General features: G+C 64.0%; 16 protein-coding genes. 5 read left to right on the top strand and 11 right to left on the bottom strand.

Features of this window, described 5'->3' with window-relative positions:
* Positions 1-68: 68 nt before the first annotated feature.
* From AAC050_RS11425 to AAC050_RS11400, 6 genes are all read right to left on the bottom strand, one after another.
* Complete coding sequence (locus AAC050_RS11425; RefSeq protein WP_339915214.1) at positions 69-1,286, bottom strand: porin; 1,218 nt, start codon at positions 1,284-1,286, stop codon at positions 69-71.
* A gap of 253 nt (positions 1,287-1,539) precedes the next feature.
* Entirely contained in the window at positions 1,540-2,598 is a 1,059-nt protein-coding gene (locus AAC050_RS11420) for a substrate-binding domain-containing protein (protein WP_339915213.1), read from the bottom strand.
* Positions 2,599-2,676: 78 nt separating this feature from the next.
* Positions 2,677-3,420, bottom strand: coding sequence for a phosphonate ABC transporter, permease protein PhnE (phnE, locus tag AAC050_RS11415; RefSeq protein ID WP_339915264.1), 744 nt, complete (start codon positions 3,418-3,420; stop codon positions 2,677-2,679).
* 98 nt (positions 3,421-3,518) lie between these two features.
* On the bottom strand, positions 3,519-4,523 hold the full coding sequence (gene phnD / locus AAC050_RS11410; RefSeq protein WP_339915212.1) for a phosphate/phosphite/phosphonate ABC transporter substrate-binding protein: 1,005 nt from the start codon (positions 4,521-4,523) through the stop codon (positions 3,519-3,521).
* Complete coding sequence (phnC, locus tag AAC050_RS11405) at positions 4,520-5,317, bottom strand: phosphonate ABC transporter ATP-binding protein (protein ID WP_339915211.1); 798 nt, start codon at positions 5,315-5,317, stop codon at positions 4,520-4,522. The genes phnD and phnC overlap by 4 nt, the downstream gene beginning before the upstream one ends.
* A gap of 108 nt (positions 5,318-5,425) precedes the next feature.
* The gene (locus AAC050_RS11400; RefSeq protein ID WP_339915210.1) at positions 5,426-6,655 is read right to left on the bottom strand and encodes a DUF2254 domain-containing protein; all 1,230 of its coding nucleotides are present in this window, start codon (positions 6,653-6,655) and stop codon (positions 5,426-5,428) included.
* 235 nt (positions 6,656-6,890) lie between these two features.
* Here AAC050_RS11400 and AAC050_RS11395 point away from each other — a divergent pair, with 235 nt between their 5' ends.
* From AAC050_RS11395 to AAC050_RS11380, 4 genes are all read left to right on the top strand, one after another.
* On the top strand, positions 6,891-8,153 hold the full coding sequence (locus tag AAC050_RS11395) for a type III PLP-dependent enzyme (protein ID WP_339915209.1): 1,263 nt from the start codon (positions 6,891-6,893) through the stop codon (positions 8,151-8,153).
* Positions 8,154-8,270: 117 nt separating this feature from the next.
* Positions 8,271-9,326, top strand: a complete 1,056-nt coding sequence (locus AAC050_RS11390; protein WP_339915208.1) for a deoxyhypusine synthase — start codon at positions 8,271-8,273, stop codon at positions 9,324-9,326.
* A gap of 178 nt (positions 9,327-9,504) precedes the next feature.
* A complete protein-coding gene (locus AAC050_RS11385; RefSeq protein WP_339915207.1) occupies positions 9,505-9,960 on the top strand; it encodes a hypothetical protein in 456 nt (151 codons plus the stop codon).
* On the top strand, positions 9,960-10,760 hold the full coding sequence (locus tag AAC050_RS11380; protein WP_339915263.1) for a PA-phosphatase: 801 nt from the start codon (positions 9,960-9,962) through the stop codon (positions 10,758-10,760). The genes AAC050_RS11385 and AAC050_RS11380 overlap by 1 nt, the downstream gene beginning before the upstream one ends.
* Before the next feature lie 7 nt (positions 10,761-10,767).
* On the opposite strand, the gene aguB is transcribed toward AAC050_RS11380, so the two are convergent.
* The 5 genes from aguB to AAC050_RS11355 form a co-directional block, all read right to left on the bottom strand.
* Positions 10,768-11,637, bottom strand: coding sequence for an N-carbamoylputrescine amidase (aguB, locus tag AAC050_RS11375; RefSeq protein ID WP_339915206.1), 870 nt, complete (start codon positions 11,635-11,637; stop codon positions 10,768-10,770).
* Positions 11,637-12,647, bottom strand: coding sequence for an agmatine deiminase family protein (locus tag AAC050_RS11370; protein WP_339915205.1), 1,011 nt, complete (start codon positions 12,645-12,647; stop codon positions 11,637-11,639). Before AAC050_RS11370 ends, aguB begins: the two co-directional genes overlap by 1 nt.
* 164 nt (positions 12,648-12,811) lie before the next feature.
* On the bottom strand, positions 12,812-15,175 hold the full coding sequence (locus AAC050_RS11365) for a TonB-dependent receptor (RefSeq protein ID WP_339915204.1): 2,364 nt from the start codon (positions 15,173-15,175) through the stop codon (positions 12,812-12,814).
* Between the two features lie 158 nt (positions 15,176-15,333).
* Positions 15,334-15,975 (bottom strand): peptide-methionine (S)-S-oxide reductase MsrA, encoded by a 642-nt coding sequence (gene msrA, locus AAC050_RS11360; RefSeq protein ID WP_339915203.1) that lies wholly within the window; start codon positions 15,973-15,975, stop codon positions 15,334-15,336.
* Positions 15,976-16,044: 69 nt separating this feature from the next.
* Positions 16,045-17,202: a capsular biosynthesis protein gene (locus AAC050_RS11355; RefSeq protein ID WP_339915202.1), complete on the bottom strand. Its 1,158-nt coding sequence runs from the start codon at positions 17,200-17,202 to the stop codon at positions 16,045-16,047.
* Positions 17,203-17,450: 248 nt separating this feature from the next.
* Here AAC050_RS11355 and AAC050_RS11350 point away from each other — a divergent pair, with 248 nt between their 5' ends.
* Positions 17,451-18,290 (top strand): ABC transporter permease, encoded by an 840-nt coding sequence (locus AAC050_RS11350; protein ID WP_339915201.1) that lies wholly within the window; start codon positions 17,451-17,453, stop codon positions 18,288-18,290.
* Positions 18,291-18,317: the final 27 nt, after the last annotated feature.

The raw sequence follows: 18,317 nt of genomic DNA, 5'->3' as shown, positions 1-18,317 counted from the left end.
AGACCCCGAACGGCAAGCCGTCCGGGGTCCTGATCCAGGCTATGTGAACCGAGGCAATCCCGGCCGGTTCAGAAGTCGAACTGGCCGCGGAACTGCAGGGTCTGGACATTGACATCTGCGGTCGCCACCTGGGCGTCATTCCTGGCGTCGGAATAGTTGGCCAGAAAGCGCACATAGGGGAATGGATACCAGGTCGCGCCCACCGTCACGGCAGAATACCGGCCCGCTGTCGCCACCCCTGCAAAATCAGTCAGATCGGCATTGTCGTAACGCACGCCCAGCTCGACCGCACCCGGTCCACCCTCGGTTACCGGGCGACGGATCTTGACCCGGCCGAACTCGCCGTCTGCAGCGTCATATTTGCGCTGTTCGCCGGTCGGGAAGAACGACGCCATCACATAATAGGCCCGGGCGTTGGCCTGTCCGCCGCCGGTCAGATCGGCGTTGACACCGGCCCATTCACCCTGGACCGAGACGTTGCGCCAGACGCCGGCTGCTTCAAGACCGTAGGTCGAGTCCTTGTCACCGGCACCGAGAGCAGAAGACCCTGCGTCGGTGTAGCGGTTGCCGAAATTGGTGTTGTTGCGAACCCGGTAGCGGAACGCCGAGTCATCGCGACGGTCGCGGACCCGACCCCAGGCTCCAAGGTGAATCTTTACATCATCGGTGACGACAGGGGCGAAATGCGCGCGAACAAATGCACCGGCCTGCTCCTTGCCACCCACGGAGGGATCATTGATCGAATCCCCATGGACGCCTCCGGTCAGCGACCAATTGGCACCCCCGGTTCGCGCCGAAAGGGTCATGACCCGACCCGCGTCGATCAGGTCATTGAACGGACCCCGCTCCATAAAGGTGGTGTAGCGCGACGAGGTCAGGTTCTCGAGCGAGAGACTCTTGTAATTGCCAACCTTGACGGCGGTGTATTCACTCGGCGACCAGGTGAGCGCCAGATCATCCCAGTTGGCCGAACCATTGCCGATGCTGGCCTCGGCAACATAGGACCACTGATCCGTCCAGGTACCCTGCACGCCCAGCCGGGCCGTGCGCAGGCGGCTTTCCGCAGCACTGGTATCCGGGCCCAGGGCCGGATTCACATCCTGAGCCACATAATCGAAATAGACGCGGCCGCGCGGCTTGAAGGTGAACTCCCCCCACTGGAACTGTGGGGCCCCTTTCCAGGTGATGGTAGTGGCCGGTGCCACCTCCTGAGCCTGGCTGGTTCCCGCAGCGAACAGACAGGTGAGGATGGCGACCGTACTCGCCGTCAGAATGTGGTGTCGCATAGAGTCGAATCCTTCGTGGTTACAGCCCCACCGACAGGTCTCTGTCGGGCATGAGAGCCATCTACCGGGAGGGTGCGACGGTTTTTTCCCACTCTCGCAACGGCTTGATGAGGATCGAGTGACGCTTGTTCGACAGGCCGATCTCATTCGCACGACGATCATCCGGCAGTTTGATGACAACGACGAAACCGGAACGAAAAACGCCGCGACCTGAAGGTCGCGGCGTTTGACAAAAATCATCCGGATAGTCGGTTTAGTGGGGCGCAGTCATGACCGTCATCTGGCTGGCGATGGCCCGCTGGTTCGCCAGTTCGGCGACCGGCAGGGGTACCAGGCCGCGATCCTGCAGATAACCACCCCGTCCCGCCGAGGCGTCCGACATGAACTCCTGCACGAACTCGGCGAGCCCGGGCGTCACACCGATATGGGCCTTCTTGACATAGATATAGAGGCTCCGGGCCAGCGGGTAGGAACCGTCGGCGATGGTATCGGCCGTCGGCGCGATACCGTTGATGGTTTCAGCCTTTACCGTGTCCTTGTTCTGCTCGAGAAACGAGAAGCCGAACACACCCAGAGAGCCCGGCGTACGCGCCAGGGTCTGGACGATGGCATTGTCATTCTCACCGGCGTCGATCCAGGCACCATCCTCACGCAAGGTATGAGCCAGGGTTTCGAAACGGTCCTTGTCGGCGGCCTTGACCGCGGCCAGAGCCGGAATCAGGGCAGCACCGGGGGCCATGCCCAGCTCGAGCAGGGCGTCCCGCGTGCCCGAAGTCGGCGGCGGGCCGTAGACCTGAATGCGCTGGTTCGGCAGGGCCGGATTGACCATGTTCCAGGTCGTCGCCGGATTGGCAATAAAGCCGTCGCCGCCGGGCACTTCCTTGGCCAAGCCCTGATACAGGTCCTGAAGGCGGAAGTTGAAGCCGTTGCCGTCACGCGCGGTAGCGATGACGATGCCGTCGAAGCCAATCTTCAGCTCAACGATGTCGGTGACGCCGTTCTTCTGGCACAACGCATACTCCGACGCCTTCATCGGCCGGGAAGCATCGGCGATGTCAGGCGTATCGGGCCCTACCCCCTGGCAGAAGGCCTGCATGCCGCCGCCGGTCCCCAGCGATTCCACCCGCGGTGCGGCACCGCCGGACGAACGTGAAAAATTCTCGGCCACGCGGGTGGCAAAAGGGAAAACGGTTGAGGACCCTGCGGCCCAGATGCCCGACCTGGCACCCTGTCCCCCTCCCGAGCCGTCACCGCATCCTGCAAGAAGGACAAGAGCCAGGGCCGAGGCGGCCGTGATTAGTTTCGACGTCATGATCTGCTCTCCAAACGTGGCGTTTCGAGGAAGCTTAAATCAGAGAAGTATGACGGTGAGTGCGAACCTTTGTGACAGTCAGAGCAAGCGTTTGCGCATGATCTGCGACAGGGTGTCGATCAGGGTCACCGCCACAACGATGACGATGGCAATGGCCGAGACCTGCCCGAATTTGAACCCCTGCATGCTTTCGAACAGGAGTTGTCCAATACCGCCGGCACCGATCAGACCCAGCACCGTCGCGGCGCGACTATTGGATTCGAACCGGTAAAGGGCGAACGAGGTCCACAACGGTGCCACCTGGGGAATCACGCCCCAGACAATCTCGTGCAGGGGCGCAGCACCGGTGGCGCGGACGCCCTCGACGGGCCCCTTATCGATCGACTCGACAGCCTCCGAGAACAGCTTGGCCAGGACCCCACCGGTATTCAGTGCCAGCGCCAGCACCCCGGCAAGAGGGCCGAGACCCACGGCGACGATGAACAGGGTGGCGATCACAAGGTCAGGGATCGACCGCAACAGATCCATCACCCGGCGTACCGGCCAGACGATCCAACCCGGCGCGATGTTGCGCGCGGCCGCAAGCCCCAGGGGCACGGCGATAAAGACGGCGATGAAGGTGCCCCACAGGGCGATCTGCACCGTCAGCCACATCAGACCGACAAGGTGCTGCCACTCGCTGAAATCAGGGTGCAGAAGCTCCCGGCCGTAGGTCTGGATGTTATCTGAATTCGTAATCAGTTTCGGCAGGTTGACCATATCGACCTTGTCGAAACTGATCACCAGGGCAAAGGCCACGCCGCCCCACAGGAGCACGTCCATCACCCAGGCCGAAAAGGATTTCGCCGGCGGACGGGGCACCGGCCCCGCCGTTCCATCGGACGGGAAACCCGGGGTTGGTGCCGTTTTCGGTGTCTCGCTCAAGGCTGAACCTCGCGCTTGGCCCGCAACGTGGCGAGGGCGCGCTCGGCGGTGGCCGCAGCGGCCTGATCGCCCTTGGACCGGGCTTCAGTCATCTGCTGATCGGCCACCATCTCGCGAACCGGGTCCAGATAGCTGTCGTCGGCCGCGCGGAACATAGAATAGTTCAGGGTCGCCAGGACCTGACGCTGCCGCTCGGCCTCAGCCCCCTCGCCCTGACCATAGGTCAGGAAGAAGCTGCGAATTTTCTCTTTCAGCACCGGATCAAGATCATCGCGGATGACGATCCCGGACTCCGGGATCGGCGGCGAGGTCCAGATGTCTTCCAGCTGCGCAGCCAGGTGCGGGTTCTCGCGCATCATAAAGATGCTGTTGACCGTATTGGAGGTCGCCGCATCAACCACCCCGGTCGCCACGGCGAAGGCATTGGCCTGGTGGCTGGCCGAACGCATCGTCTTGAAGCATTGGCCGGGAACGATACCGCGTGGATTGAACAGAAAGGTCATGGGTGCCAGCGTGCCCGAGGTCGACTGGGCGTCACCCATGCCGAAGTCATATTTCTTGCCGCAGGCCAGAATGGACTCGAGGGTGATACCGGACCCCTTCCTGACGATCAGGGTCGACTGATAGCTGTCGCGCCCTTCGGGGTCGACGATACGGGCGATGACCTCGCCATGGGCACGGTCCACCGCCTCAAGGGCCGGCTTGGCGGAAAACCAGGCGACCTGGGTCTGGTTGAAGCGCATCGCCTCAATCAGAATATTGTAGTTGCCCGCGAAAAACGGCTTCACGGGAACGCCGATGGCTTTGGACATGTCGTCCAGCAGCGGCTGCCACAACGGGCCCGACGACGCCTGCCCCTCTGCCGACAGAATCGAGAAGGTGATTTCAGTCGGTGCCCCGGAAGCCTTCTCGGGGCCCTTGCCGCAGGAGCCCAGTCCGACCGCCAGCGCGGCCACAGTGGCAACGGCGATCAAACGACGGGTAAACAGGGGGCTGGTCATACCTTGGCTTCCCAGAACGCGTCCTCGAATTCGGGACCGTAGATTTCGATCAGGCGGGCCGTGTCGAGTCCCGAGGTCGGGCCATCATAAACGACCTTGCCGGCTTGCAGGGCGACGACCCGGTCACAATAGCGGATCGCATAATCGACCTGGTGCAGGGTGACGATCACGCCAAGCCCGTCACGCCGGTTCAGCTCGACCAGCAATTCCATGACCTTGCGGGCGGACACCGGGTCGAGCGAAGCGACCGGCTCATCCGCCAGAACGGCCTGGGCCCCCTGAACCAGGGCGCGGGCGATGGCACCGCGCTGCTGCTGGCCACCGGAGAGGGTATTGGCCCGCTGGCTGGCATAGTCAGAGACCCCTACCCGATGCAGGGCTGCCATGGCCCGTGCCTTGTCAGTCGACGGCCATGCGCCGAGAAACCCGCGCCAGCCCGGAAGGCGTCCGAGCGCGCCCAGCATGACATTGGAAAACAGACTCAGTCGCCCGACGAGATTGAACTGCTGGAAAATCATGCCCAGCTTGCTGCGCGCAGCCCGAACCTGTCCAGTCAGACGACCGTTCTTCTGGACGACTTCTCCAAACACCGTGATCGTGCCCTTGCCGGGATCAATCGTCTGCATTCCGGTGATGGAACGCAGCAGCGTGGATTTGCCCGAACCCGACGGTCCGATCAGGGCGACCATTTCTCCGGCGGCGACCTCAATGGACACGCCATTGAGAGCCTTTCTGGAACCGAAGGTCTTCGACACATCACGCACAGATGCGACGGCGGCGGCGGATGAGCTCATGGACTCGCTGATGGCGGTTACAGGGCTTCGCCGGATGGCGCTTCAAACGCATTTCGGCAAGTCTTAATGACACGTTCCCGGCGATTTCGTCCAGAGAGACGACCCGGGTCAGGCGACGGCCGCCTTCAGCCGGGCCCGATCGTGTGGAGAGTCCAGGGCCGCCATCGACCGTTTCAGGGCCTCTCTTGCCAGTGTGGCCGCGAGCACGCCAAGCGGCCCCTCCAGGTTCGCCAGCGAGCGTAGCGCCTGCTGCAGACTGATTGCGACCAACAAATCGCCGGCACCGAAGCGGATCAGGGGACCGAAAACGTCATCCAGCATCCCGGCCTCCGACAGGACCGGCGCATACAGACGGTCCTTCTCCACACTCGATTCAACCGCCTCCTGCCCGGACTGCCATCCGTCCATCAGCCGAACAGCAGCCGTCGCGATCTCGACAGCCGTGCCGGGATCATTAACGCCCGGAGACAGGGCCTTGCCCGCGATCTCTCCCAGTACCGCCAGACCAAAACGTGGGTCCTGATCGAAGGATCGGGTGCGCCCCAGGGAAAAGGCCTTGTCGAACCGTTCGCGCACGGCGTCATCGACGGTTGAACCGCCCAGGCGACACAGGACTTCGCCGCGACGCACGAAATCGCCGGGCATGGCCACCACCTCGACGTCGAGACCGGCATCCCCGGCCATCCGCTGCAATCGCTCCGGATCGACATTCTGGACATAGCCGGTTTGAGGACTGGCAACCGCCACCGCCTGAACGCCCAGCCGCCCCGTCCGGCCACCCAGGCTGGGCCGGGCGACGCATTCATCCATCGCCCGCCGGGTCCGCTCCTCGACCAGTTCGATCATGTGGCTGAGCCGCGCCAGCCGGGACAGGCGGTTGATCCAGGCCAACAGACGAAACGCGACCAGACCGACCACGACCAGGCTGATCAGGAAAAGCACCGCCCGGCCTGCGGCGGCATAATAGTGGGCATTGATCGCCGTGACCCCGACGATGGCGTACAGAAAAGCCCCCACAAAGGTGGCCAGCGACTTCTGGGTCGCCTCGTCGCCGGTGACGAGGGATGCGACCCGGGGCGTAGCCGCCGTCGACACCGCCGTATAGGCCGTCACCATGGCCCCGAGCGAAAAGGTCGCGACCGCCAGCAGGCTGGACGCCAGAATGGTGAGAACCTGTTCGACGGAGTCGCCCCCGAAACGGTCGGCCAGCGCCTCGGGTACCCAGGGGGCCGCGACCACGGCTGCCAACGCGGCAATCACGCCGAACACAGCATAAAGGCCTGCCCGGAACCAAAGCTCCCGGGTCGTCTGTCGCCAGAGAAACCGCCACCGATTCATTAGTCTGTCCCCGCCCGGCCACCGATCCATCCAGCGGCGTCCATGCACCTCAAACGCCACAAGACACCCAAGGTTCTGACCCGAATAAAAACCCGTCCCACGGCGGGTGTCATGAAATCGCCCCTTTACATTAACGCCACACGACCCTAAATCGCGGCTTCCGGCGGACCCCGTAGGTCTAACGTTGCGCTGCTAACGCCGGTCTGGGTTTAACAATTACAGGGGTTTACGTGAATTGCGCACGTATCCATTTCCCCTGGACCTGGTCCGCGAGCGGTCCCCCGAGCGTCCCGTCGCCCTTGTGCGGCCGCGTTCGGTTTCCGTAGCGGCGCGCTGGTTCCAGGACAATCTGAAAGCTGACGTCTTCTATGCGGTGAAGGCAAATCCTTCGCGCTGGGTCATCGAGACCCTGGTCGCGGAAGGCGTCAACGCGTTCGACGTCGCCTCTCTCGCAGAGATCGAGCTGGTGCGTTCGGTCAGCCCTGACGCGCGCCTGGCCTTCATGCATCCGATCAAGAGTCGCACGGCCATCACCCGGGCCTATTTCGACCTGGGTGTGCGGACCTTTGCACTCGACAGCCACGATGAGCTGCAGAAGATCCTCGACGCCACAGGCGGTGCTCAGGATCTGAACCTGATGGTGCGGATGGCGGTCTCGGCTGATGGTGCCGCCTACAGCCTGTCCGGCAAGTTCGGCGTTGCGCCGGACCAGGCCCCGGCCCTGCTGCTGGCGACCCGGCAGGCTGTCGTCGACGGTCTGATGGGAGTCAGCTTCCACGTCGGCTCGCAATGCATGCGTCCCAGCGCCTATCAGGCAGCCATGGCCCAGGTGGGTCGCGCCATTTCGCGGGCGGGCGTGTTCGTCGACATCGTCGATGTCGGCGGCGGCTTTCCCTCGGTCTATCCGGGCATGGTTCCGCCGGACATGAGCGAATACGCCGACGCCATCCATCGCGGCTTCAACGAAATGCCGGTGTCGGAAACCACGGAACTGTGGTGCGAGCCCGGTCGGGCCCTGGTTGCGGAATCCTCTTCAGTTCTGTGCCGCGTCGACCTGCGCAAGGGCGACGCCCTGTATCTGAACGACGGCAGCTATGGCTCGCTGTTCGACGCGACGCATTCGCGCTGGCCCTTCCCGGTCAAGCTGGTGCGGGACGCCGAGGCCTCGAGCGACCTGAAGGCCTTCCAGTTCTACGGCCCGACCTGCGATTCGATCGACCATATGCCGGGTCCATTCTGGTTGCCGGCCGATATCCGTGAAGGCGACTTCATCGAGATTGGCATGCTGGGGGCCTATGGCGTCGCCATGTCGACCGGTTTCAACGGCTATGGCGAGCATGAGCTGGCCATGGTCGAGGATGCCCCGATGGCCTCGCTCTACGGCCTCGCGCCCCGCTCCATCCCGACCGTGCGCACCACGGCTGAAGAACAGGCTCGCAAGATCGTTCGCCTGTCGCGCCCCAAGGGCAAGGCCGGCGTGCGCAAGCGCAAACGCTGACTTCCGGGCTGACGCGAAAGCGCCTCTCCGCTATTCAATAAGGCAGCGGCCCGTCGCTCCGTCCGGGCTGCTGCGTGTTTTCACGACGGGCGCTCAAACCAAAGGGAAACCCGCGAGATGACCGCACCCGTTCCGTCCAATACCAAGGCCCAGCTGCTCCAGAACACCGTCGAGCACATCGACATCACCAGCTTTGACGCCCGGCCCATCGTCGACGCGATGCGCAAGATGAGCTTCTCCAGCCGCGACACGGCCCGCGCCGCCGATATCTTCTCGATGGCGATCGAGGACAAGGACTGCTCGCCGTGGCTGATCCTGGCCGGCTCGACCTCGGCCGGTGGCTGCATGCATGTGTACCGCGACATGGTGAAATACGGCATGATCGACGCCGTGGTCGCCACCGGGGCCTCGATCGTCGACATGGATTTCTTCGAGGCCCTGGGCTTCAAACACTACCAGGCCGCCGGCGAGGTGGACGACAACGTCCTGCGCGACAACTACATCGACCGGATCTACGACACCTATATCGACGAGGAAGAGCTCCAGAACTGCGACCACACCATTCTGGAGATCTGCAACCGGCTGGAACCGCGGGCCTATTCCAGCCGCGAGTTTATCTGGGAAATGGGGAAATGGCTGAGCGAGGGCAACGCCAAGAAGCCTGGCTCGCTGATCCAGACGGCCTATGAGGAAGGTGTGCCGATCTTCTGCCCGGCCTTCGTCGACTCCTCGGCCGGGTTCGGCCTGGTCAAACACCAGAAGGAGCGGATCGCCGCCAAACAACCCTATCTGATGATCGACGCCGTGGCCGACTTCCGCGAGCTGACCGACATCAAGATCGCCGCAGGCGTCACCGGCCTGTTCATGGTCGGCGGCGGCGTGCCCAAGAATTTCGCCCAGGACACGGTCGTCTGCGCCGAAATTCTCGGCGTCGAGGCTGAAATGCATCGCTACGCGGTCCAGATCACCGTGGCCGATGTGCGTGACGGGGCCTGTTCGTCCTCAACGCTCAAGGAGGCCGCCTCCTGGGGCAAGGTCCAGACCACCCATGAGCAGATGGTCTTCGCCGAAGCGACGACCGTGGTGCCGCTGATCGGGTCGGACGCCTGGCACCGCGGTGCCTGGAAAAACCGCGACAAGCGTCGCTGGGCCAAATTGTTCGACAAGGCCTGATCCGCGTCAAACCGACAGCCTTCCGGACGACACTCCAGACACCGTACACCAAGGTCGGGCCAGGACTCCCGGCCCTGTTGCCCGAGCCGACAGGCCCGGGCGCAAACCGCCTTGTCGTTGCCGCATCCTTGGGTCACGGTGAGCTCACAGGCAGAACAGTCCCGGGAACGTATACGGAATGAAGCGCAGCATGGCAGTGGTCATCCTGGCGATGACGACAGCGCTCGCAGGCTGTGGGAACGGCGAGGCGGCGATTGATCGTCCCGACGCCGACACGACTCCGCACGCGGCCCCATTGAACCGCCACACGGTCACTCGCTCCGGAACGCCCGAATATGCCGCCGTCTTTCCTGGCGGACAGGTGTCAGGCACGCCGACCCTGTCGAACGGCCCGACCGGTCCCGGCGGTATCGTCTCCTTTACCACCCACGCCGACCCGGCGACCGTCGTCGCCCACTACCAGCGACAGGCCGAAGCGGCCGGACTGGCCTCTGTCATGGCCATGAACCAGAGTGGCGCACGCGCCTACGGGGCTGCGGCCGCGGATGGCAGCGGTGCCAGCCTGCAGGTTGTCGCTGACCCTGTCGATGACGGAACGACCGCGGTTCAACTGACCTGGAGTGCCGGGCGGTGATGTCCCTGCGCGGGGCGGCGGTTGCCGTGCCCGCGCTGCTGGCCTGCGCCTGCGCCAGTGCTCCGACCCCGGTGACCGAACCCGTGGCCGCTCCGACAGGCTACCTTGCGAGCGTCGACGTGAACCGCCTGGCCGACGCCGTCACCCCGGCACCGGAACCCGGCTCGGCCGTCGATCAGGCTGATCGCGCCCGATCACAGGCCTTGAGCGAACTGGAGGGTGGTGATCGCTGGCTGATGGCCATTGCCCATGCCGAATTGCGACCGCCCCTCGCCGCCCAGCATTTTGACTGTGCCATCGGAACCCGTCTGTACAGCGCCTCAAGCCCGGTCCTGACCCGGCTGATGACCCGGCTTCAGCTTGATATCGGTGCCGCCGCGGCAATCGCGCGGGAGCGAAATGTCCGGTCCCGCCCGGCAGCCGTCGATCCGGACCGGCGCGTGTGCCTGCGCCTGACCGAGGCCACGCGGACTGCGTCCTCCTATCCGTCAGCCGCCGCCGCTGTCGCCGCCGCCTATGGTGAAACCTTCGCCGCCCTCGCCCCTGATCGCGCGGCCGCAGCGCGCGCCAGCGGCCATGAGGTCGCCTTCAGCCCCGCTGTCTGTGCTCTGAACTGGCCGTCTGACGTCGAGGCCGGCGAGGATCTCGGTCGTGAGGCCTACACAGCCGCGGCCGCAACGCCGGCCTTCCAGGCCGATCTGGAACTCGCCCGGGCGGAAGTGGCCGTGGCCCGGTCCACCGGCCTGACCAACCCCGGCTGCGCTGCCGAGCGCCTGGTTTTTTCGTCGTCGCAGCCCTGAACGAGCCTCAGGCCGGTCGCGGCGCGACCAGGGAGCCGTACAGGTCGGTCCGGCGATCACGGAAAAAGCCCCAGGCGGCCCGGTGACGATCAAGGAAGTCCAGGTCGAAGGTATGCACCAGGGCCCCCTCCTCCTTTCGATCGAAGCTCTCGACCAGGTCGCCGCGATGATCAGCGATAAAGGATGAGCCGTAGAAGTCCTGACCCGTCCCGGTGACCTGCTCGTGGCCAATACGGTTGGCCCCGACCACAGGCACCACATTCGATACGGCGTGACCCTGCATGGCACGCTGCCAGGGCAGGGCAGTGTCCAGCTCACTGTCATGCGGCTCGGACCCGATGGCGGTCGGATACATCAGCACCTCGGCCCCCATCAGCATCATGGCCCGGGCGGTCTCGGGGTACCACTGGTCCCAACAGATGCCGACGCCGACCCGGCCAAAGCGGGTGTTCCAGACCTTGAAGCCCGTATCCCCCGGGCGGAAATAATATTTTTCCTGATAGCCCGGACCGTCGGGAATATGGCTCTTGCGATAGACGCCCATCGGCGAGCCGTCGGCGTCCAGCATGACCATGGAATTATAGTAGTGCGGGCCCTCGCGCTCGAAGATCGACACCGGAATGGCCACCCCCAGTTCGGCGGCGACCGGGGCCAGAGCGGTAACGCAGGGGTGTTCGCGCCACGGATGGGCGGTGGCGAACCAGTGCTCCTCCTGGGTGACACAGAAATAGGGACCCTGGAACAGTTCGGACGGCAGGATCACCTGCGCGCCCCGCGATGCCGCCCCACGGACCAGATCGATGGTCCTGGCGATGTTCGCGTCCATGTCCTCGCCATAGGCGGTTTGCAGGGCGGCGACGGAGATTGTGCGGGCCATCAGGCAGGCTCCTGCTGGGTGATGCAGTGGAAGGACCCGCCGCCGGTGAGAATGGCGGTCGAGGGCAGAAGGATGATCTCGCGATCCGGATATACGGTCGCCAGGGCCTGACCGGCCAGGTCAGCGGCCCGGGCGTCCCCATAGGTGGGGACGATGATCGCTCCGTTGGCGATGAGGAAATTCATGTGGCTGGCCGGAACCGGCCGCTCATCCTCGTCGGGAACGAAGCCCGGGGACGGGATGCGCAGCACCCGGATCGCCCCGCCGTCCGCGTCGATCATCTGCGACAGGGCCCGGGCCGTGGCGTCATAGACTTCGTCATTAGGATCGTTGCGGCCCCAGGCGACCGGACAGGCGACCACGCCCGGCGCAACGAAGCGAGCGAGGTTGTCGACGTGACCGTCGGTATGATCGTTCAACAGTCCGTCGCCGAGCCACAGCACCTTGCGGGCACCGAGCGCCTGACCGAGGGCCGTCGCGGCGGCGGCCTCGGTCCAGCCCGGATTTCGATTGGGATTCAGCAGGCACTGGCGTGTGGTCAGGACCGTACCGGCACCGTCATGGTCAAGCGCCCCGCCCTCGAGGATGAAGTCGTGACGGATCAGGGCCACGCCCGATGCGGTCGCGATCTGGCCGGCGACCTCGTCATCGTACGGGAAGTCGTATTTCCCGCCCCAGCCATTGAAGCGGAAGGCATTGGCCGTCATCGCCCCCGGACCGAAGACCGGGCCGGTGTCCCTGAGCCAGATATCGCCGAACCGGCCGGCGACGATTTCCACGCCGGCCACCCCGGCAAACCGGGCACGAGCATCACCCAGCGCCGCCTCATTTCCGATCAGCAATTTGACCTGCTCGCGGCCCGGGCCGGCCAGGGCCCGCACCAGGGCCTCGACCTCATCCCGGGCCGGGTCGAGGTGACCCTCCCACAGCTCGGCATGGCTGGGCCAGCCGACCCACATGACGCGGTGCGGAGCCCATTCGGCGGGGATCGGTTGGAGCGTGGGGGTCATGGCGACGACGGACATCCTGATACGGGCACGACAGGCTAGCCGCGCCAGATAGACACGGCGACCCCCGAGTTCAACTCAGGGTGCGGGAGTCCGGGTCCCTCAATGACAAAAGGGGCGAACCGTCTCCGGTCCGCCCCCCTCATTCGTCGACTGACAGACCGTGTTTAGAAAGCGGTCCGCAGGGTCATCATGGCCGTGCGCGGAGCACCCAGCTGATACGAGGCGTTGCCGGTGGTCCGGGTCGAGATGTCACCCAGATAGGCTTCGTCGAACAGGTTGGTGACATTCAGCTGCACCCACCAGTTCGGCGCACCGATAGCGGTGAAGGTGTAACGCATGTCCAGATCCCAGACGGTGTAGCTCGGAGCGACTTCCAGATTGTCGTCGGTCGCAAAACGCTCGCCGACATATTTGCCCTGGAGGCCCATATCCCAGTTGCCGACCGAATAGTCGGCACGCAGGGCGTACTGCCACTTCGGCGTTTCCACCAGTTCCTTGCCGGCGGTAGCGATGAACTGCGGAACTCCCAGGATCACACCATCCGGCAGGTCGTCCTTGACCTCGCTGTCGGTGTACGAAACCGAACCGTACAGGCTGAAATTCTCGAACGGCGAGAACCCGACCTGACCGTCGAAGCCCTGCAGCATCACATCGCCGACGTTACGGGTCAGGAAGATGCCGGCCGCTTCGTCAAAGGTGCGAACGATGCGGTTCGTGTAGTCCGTATGCCACAAAGCGAACGAAGCGATCAGACCCGCCGTCTGGTAGCGATAGCCCAGGTCGTAGGAGTTGGTCGTTTCCGGAGCCGGATTGACGTCGAACCGGTCGTACAGGTCATCGGTTCGCGGAGCCGAAAAGCCCTCGGCATAGCTGGCGTACAGGGACTGGTTTTCTGCGAAGCGCCAAGTGGCACCGGCGTTCGGCAGCACGGCTTCGTATTTCTTGTCGAACGAACGCGGCCGGCCATAGCGATTGCTCGCGCTGGAGTTCAGCGCCGAAGCGGGGAACTGAACCGTACCGTCGGGGTTGGTGACGGTCGGCGTCTGGGTGGTGCAATAGGCGTTGAAGGTATCGCGTTGATAGCAGTAGTTGTTCAGCTCACGGCTGAAGAATGGTGCACGCAGACCCAGCGAAATGCTGATCGTATCGGCCATGAACGAGCCACGATATTCGGCCGAAATCTGGTTCAGTTCGGCGTAGGACAGACGGTCACGACGACGCAGGATGGTGCCGTCCGGCAACGACACCGGGGTACCGTCGCGGCCCGCAAACGGGTTTTCCGGACGACCGCCGGGCTGGATATAGCCAACTTCGCCGGTCTGACGGTGACGACCGTAGTCGTAAGTGTAGGCGAGACGGAAGGTATTGTCCTCGTTCGGACGCCAGACCAGCGAGCTGGTCACACCATAGCGATGAGTGTTGGTGGTATTGGGACGATACAGGGTGACGGTGTCGAGGATGTCGCCGTCGCCGTTCAGATCCACACCGGCAGCGCCGGAGTTCCCACGCAGCTGCAGGTCCGTTTCACGCCAGTTGCTGGTGCCGCCGCCGTTGGCCAGAACGTACTGGAACGAGGGGTCGATCGTCAGGGTCAGCTGATCCGACAGGGTGAAACGCGACGACCCGCGGATATTGCCCGTGTTGGACGGATTGATGCTGGTGTAGGACGAGTCCACGGAGTTGACGACGTTAAAGGCGTTGCCGGCGTTGAAGTCGGCCAGCGAGACCCGACGGGTGAAGCTGTTGCGGTTGCGGTTGTAATGGCCGGTCAGGGCGAGGAAGTCACCGTTGTCGCCCAGAGACTGGTACAGACGACCGTTGTACTGGGTCTTCTTGATGCCGCCCGGGTCCTTGAAGTGATTGTAGTCCGTGCTGGAATAGGCCAGCCAGGCTTCCGTGCCCCAGGGACCGAACGCGCCGGTGTCCATCATCAGGAACAGGCGGCGGTACTCTTCCTCGCCGATCGACGGCTGGGCGATGATACCGAATTCGTCGCGGGTACGACGGGTGATATAGTTGACGGTGCCGCCGGTCGCCGAGGCCGTGGGGCTGTCGACGTCGGTCGTGCCGAGGTTGACGTTGGCACGCTCGATCAGCTCGGGGTCGAGCTGCTGGTTCGAATAGATGGCGTAGTTGCCGGTGTCATTGAGCGGGATACCATCGGCGGTCAGCGAGACGCGCGCGGCGTCGAAACCGCGGATGGTCAGGTCACCGCCGGCCGAACCGTAGGCGTCATTATTGGTGAAATTCACGCCGGGGATCAGATTGATCGAATTCAGGATCGACTGACCGGCCGGTTGGGTCTGGATATACTCCTCAGTGATCGAGGCGCGTGACTTGGAAGCGTTCTCGGCGACAATGGCACCGTCGAGCGTCAACGGCCCACGACGACCCTGAACAACAATATCATCAAGCTTGGTCGCTTCGAAGGCCGCCGTACCCGACGACTGGGCCGAAGCCGCACCGGCGGCCAGAAGGCCACTGAACAGGGCGGTCGTCGCCCAGAACACGCGTTTGCGGTTCATCATTTTCATCTTTCCCCAGATGGTGAAGGCACCAAGGCCCGCGGCAGGCGCTGGCCTGTCAATACAATGTTCATCTAAGGCCGCAGTCCGAAGCTGCGACGACAGTCGTGTGACGGTGATGTGACAGGCGAGAAAGGTGGCCGGAAGGCCACACCTTCTGATCACTCCGGACCGGGTGCCCGACCCCAGACGGCCTGAAGTCGCGCCGCCCGTCCGCAGAAACGGCTGTAGCCTGCGTAACGAACGGGATTTAGCCGAGCGAAATCCTGATGTTCGCGTTCTGCCGGCCAGAACCTGACCGCATCGCGGACCGGCGTTACAAAGCGCGCCGGGGCCAGCCGCGCGACGGCAGCACGGCGGGACGCCTCGGCCACAGGCTTCTGGGCGGCGTTGGCGAACACCGCCGTCGCATAGGACGGGCCCCGATCGCAGAACTGGCCGTCGGGGTCGGTCGGATCGATGGTCAGCCAAAACCGATCCACCAATTGACGGTAGCTGATCTGCACCGGATCAAAGGTAACCCGGACCGCCTCCACATGGCCGGTCCCGCCACGAACCACCTGATTGTAGGTCGGATAGCGAGCCGTGCCGCCGGTAAACCCCGACACCGCTGAAATCACCCCCGGCATATGTTCGAAATTGGCCTCGGTCGACCAGAAGCAGCCACCGGCAAAGACCGCCGTCTCGCGTCGACCGCTGTCCTGGGGTGAGGGGGCGGGCGCACTTTCGGCGGGGTCGCTTCCCGAACAGGCAGCGATAACGAGAACCAGCAGGACGGGAAGCAGACGACGGCGATGGAACATCAGGGGGCCTGCGTGGTTGCCGGGCGAACAGCGCCTTCATATCCATACGTCAGAGAACGGCGTCCGGTTTCAACCGGCCGCAAAAACTTCGGCCAGACGGGCCGCGGTGTCGCGAACGGCTCCGGGGGCATGGTAGCTGCCGTTGATCTGGGTTTGGACGATGACAGTAGCGCGAAAGCGCCGGAACAGGTCCGCGTCGGGCGGCTCGGGGGCCTTCCAGAAAGCATCGAGGGCCTGCTGGTCCGTCAGGCCTTCGAAATCGAAAAAGGCGTCACCCAATACCCTGACCGGGGTGCCGAACCCCAGGGCCGACAGGGCAGCGCTGGAATTGTTGACCACCATGCCGCGCGACGCCCGGCACAGATCCGCCAGATTGCCGCCGTCGATGAAATCGACCCGGCCATCCAGACCGCGCTCGATGGTCAACGACCGGGTAACCCGGCGCAGATCCAGCAGACCCGGATCCAGCGGATGGTTCTTGACCACCAGTCGGGCATCCGCCGGAGCATGGCGAACGAAACTGCTCATCACCTCGGCGAGGAAGGCCGTATTGTCGGGCAGCGACGAATAGCGCAGCAACTGGGTGTCCCCCTCACGCTGCAGACAGACCAGAAAAAATGGGCCCCGCGCAGCGATGGTGCCGCTGTCCGCCTCCCGAACGGGTCTGAGCAGGCCGGCAAGGTAGCGGCGGATGTGACCGGCGCACTGAAGCCAGGCCGGGGCCGTATAGGCGGGTGCATAGCGGGGAAACAGAATCCGGCCCGGAACCTGGACCAGATGGTGCAGGCTGATGTTGATCACATGGTGCGGCAGAATTCGCCCGACCGATCGCGGCACCGGCCCCTCGGGGACCGCCACCGAATAGGCTGAACGATCTCTTGGCAGGCGGCTGGCGGCGTTCACCCCGCCCCGCTCGACCGTGACCCAGTCGGGGCGAAAATAGCCGTTCTCGAGCACCCAGAGCCGGGCGGACATCGTCGGGGCCAGAGCCACAACCGCCCGGTTGTAGGGACCGCCCTCGCCAAAAATGACGACGTCGGTAAAATTCGGCACCAGTTCAGCCAGTCGCTGCGGCCAGGCCCCGGCATTTCCGCGATAGGCCAGCCCTTCCCGGCGACGCCACGACAACAGATCACCGGCATTGAAAATCATGCGCGCCACCCCGGCTCCGCGTTCCGTCAACGCGTCCGCCAGGACACCGGCGAACGGCCCGAAGGGTATCGTCACAATCAGAAAACGCCTGCAGGCGAGAGGGCGGGGAACGGGACCGGTCCGGATCAGGGAGGGGTCGGACCTGGCATGCAATATTCCGTCCTTTCCCAGGCTGATGACTCCGGGCGGCGCGGCCCGAACGGACAAGCCTAAGGCCCTGTGTTCAAGATTGGCAAGCGGACCCGCCCGTCTCGTCGCCGCGGCCTCGGGACGACACACCCGGGGGCCGGATCATCGCGCTGGCTTCACCGGTCAGCTCCGGTATGATCGCCCGTGTTCGCTGTCTCACAGGCCACCGCCACCATGACCATGACCGGTTCCTGACCATGAGTGCGGGCTTCCTCCCACAACATTCCCGCATTGTCGGTGCCTTGATGATGCGGGAGCTGATCACCCGCTATGGCCGTGAAGGCCTGGGGTTCCTGTGGCTGATCGGTGAGCCGCTGATGTTCTGCCTCGGCGTTCTGCTGATGTGGCACATCATCAAACCGGACTATGAGCACGGCGTGCGACTGGGGCCGTTCGTGATGACCGGCTATATGGCCCTGCTGCTGATGCGGCACCAGATTTCGTACAGCCTGGCTGCGGTCCAGGCGAACGTCGGCCTGCTGCATCATCGCCAGATAACGATCCTGCACCTCTATATCGCGCGCAATCTGCTGGAGTTCGGCGGCGCTACCGGGGCTTTCATCATCGTCTACGCCTTCCTGATGGCACTGGGTGAGGTGTCGGCACCGCATGACTGGCTCCTTCTGTACGGGGGCTGGCTGCTGCTCGGCTGGATGGCGATGGGACTGGCGATCACCCTCAGTGCCCTGGCCCTGAGGTTTGAGGTTATGGAGCGGATCGTGCCGTTGCTGACCTATGCCCTGATCCCGATTTCAGGCGTTTTCTTCATGGTGTCGTGGATACCGGCCGCCTACCAGGACGCCTATCTACTGTTGCCGTTTCCTCATCCGGTCGAGATGATCCGGGCTGGTGTGTTCGGCGAATTCGTGGCTACCCGTTACGCGCCACTCTACGCCCTGGCCTGGGGTGCCATATTCAATTTCACCGGCATGATCCTGCTGGCCGGGGCCAAGGACCGTATCGATGCCGAATAGGACCGCGACCCAGGACACCTGCCGGAC

Origin of the sequence: uncultured Brevundimonas sp., from assembly GCF_963974615.1 — a bacterium.
Classification (GTDB): Bacteria; Pseudomonadota; Alphaproteobacteria; order Caulobacterales; family Caulobacteraceae; genus Brevundimonas.
The sequence above is the reverse complement of the archived record's forward strand: the minus strand, read 5'-3'. Positions and strand labels throughout refer to the sequence as shown.

Coding starts and splice junctions, on each gene's coding strand:
- AAC050_RS11425 (WP_339915214.1), bottom strand. CDS start 1,286: ATGCGACACCACATTCTGACGGCGAGTACGGTCGCCATCCTCACCTGT.
- AAC050_RS11420 (WP_339915213.1), bottom strand. CDS start 2,598: ATGACGTCGAAACTAATCACGGCCGCCTCGGCCCTGGCTCTTGTCCTT.
- phnE (WP_339915264.1), bottom strand. CDS start 3,420: ATGGACGTGCTCCTGTGGGGCGGCGTGGCCTTTGCCCTGGTGATCAGT.
- phnD (WP_339915212.1), bottom strand. CDS start 4,523: ATGACCAGCCCCCTGTTTACCCGTCGTTTGATCGCCGTTGCCACTGTG.
- phnC (WP_339915211.1), bottom strand. CDS start 5,317: ATGAGCTCATCCGCCGCCGCCGTCGCATCTGTGCGTGATGTGTCGAAG.
- AAC050_RS11400 (WP_339915210.1), bottom strand. CDS start 6,655: ATGAATCGGTGGCGGTTTCTCTGGCGACAGACGACCCGGGAGCTTTGG.
- AAC050_RS11390 (WP_339915208.1), top strand. CDS start 8,271: ATGACCGCACCCGTTCCGTCCAATACCAAGGCCCAGCTGCTCCAGAAC.
- AAC050_RS11385 (WP_339915207.1), top strand. CDS start 9,505: ATGAAGCGCAGCATGGCAGTGGTCATCCTGGCGATGACGACAGCGCTC.
- AAC050_RS11380 (WP_339915263.1), top strand. CDS start 9,960: ATGTCCCTGCGCGGGGCGGCGGTTGCCGTGCCCGCGCTGCTGGCCTGC.
- aguB (WP_339915206.1), bottom strand. CDS start 11,637: ATGGCCCGCACAATCTCCGTCGCCGCCCTGCAAACCGCCTATGGCGAG.
- AAC050_RS11370 (WP_339915205.1), bottom strand. CDS start 12,647: ATGACCCCCACGCTCCAACCGATCCCCGCCGAATGGGCTCCGCACCGC.
- AAC050_RS11365 (WP_339915204.1), bottom strand. CDS start 15,175: ATGATGAACCGCAAACGCGTGTTCTGGGCGACGACCGCCCTGTTCAGT.
- msrA (WP_339915203.1), bottom strand. CDS start 15,975: ATGTTCCATCGCCGTCGTCTGCTTCCCGTCCTGCTGGTTCTCGTTATC.
- AAC050_RS11350 (WP_339915201.1), top strand. CDS start 17,451: ATGATCGCCCGTGTTCGCTGTCTCACAGGCCACCGCCACCATGACCAT.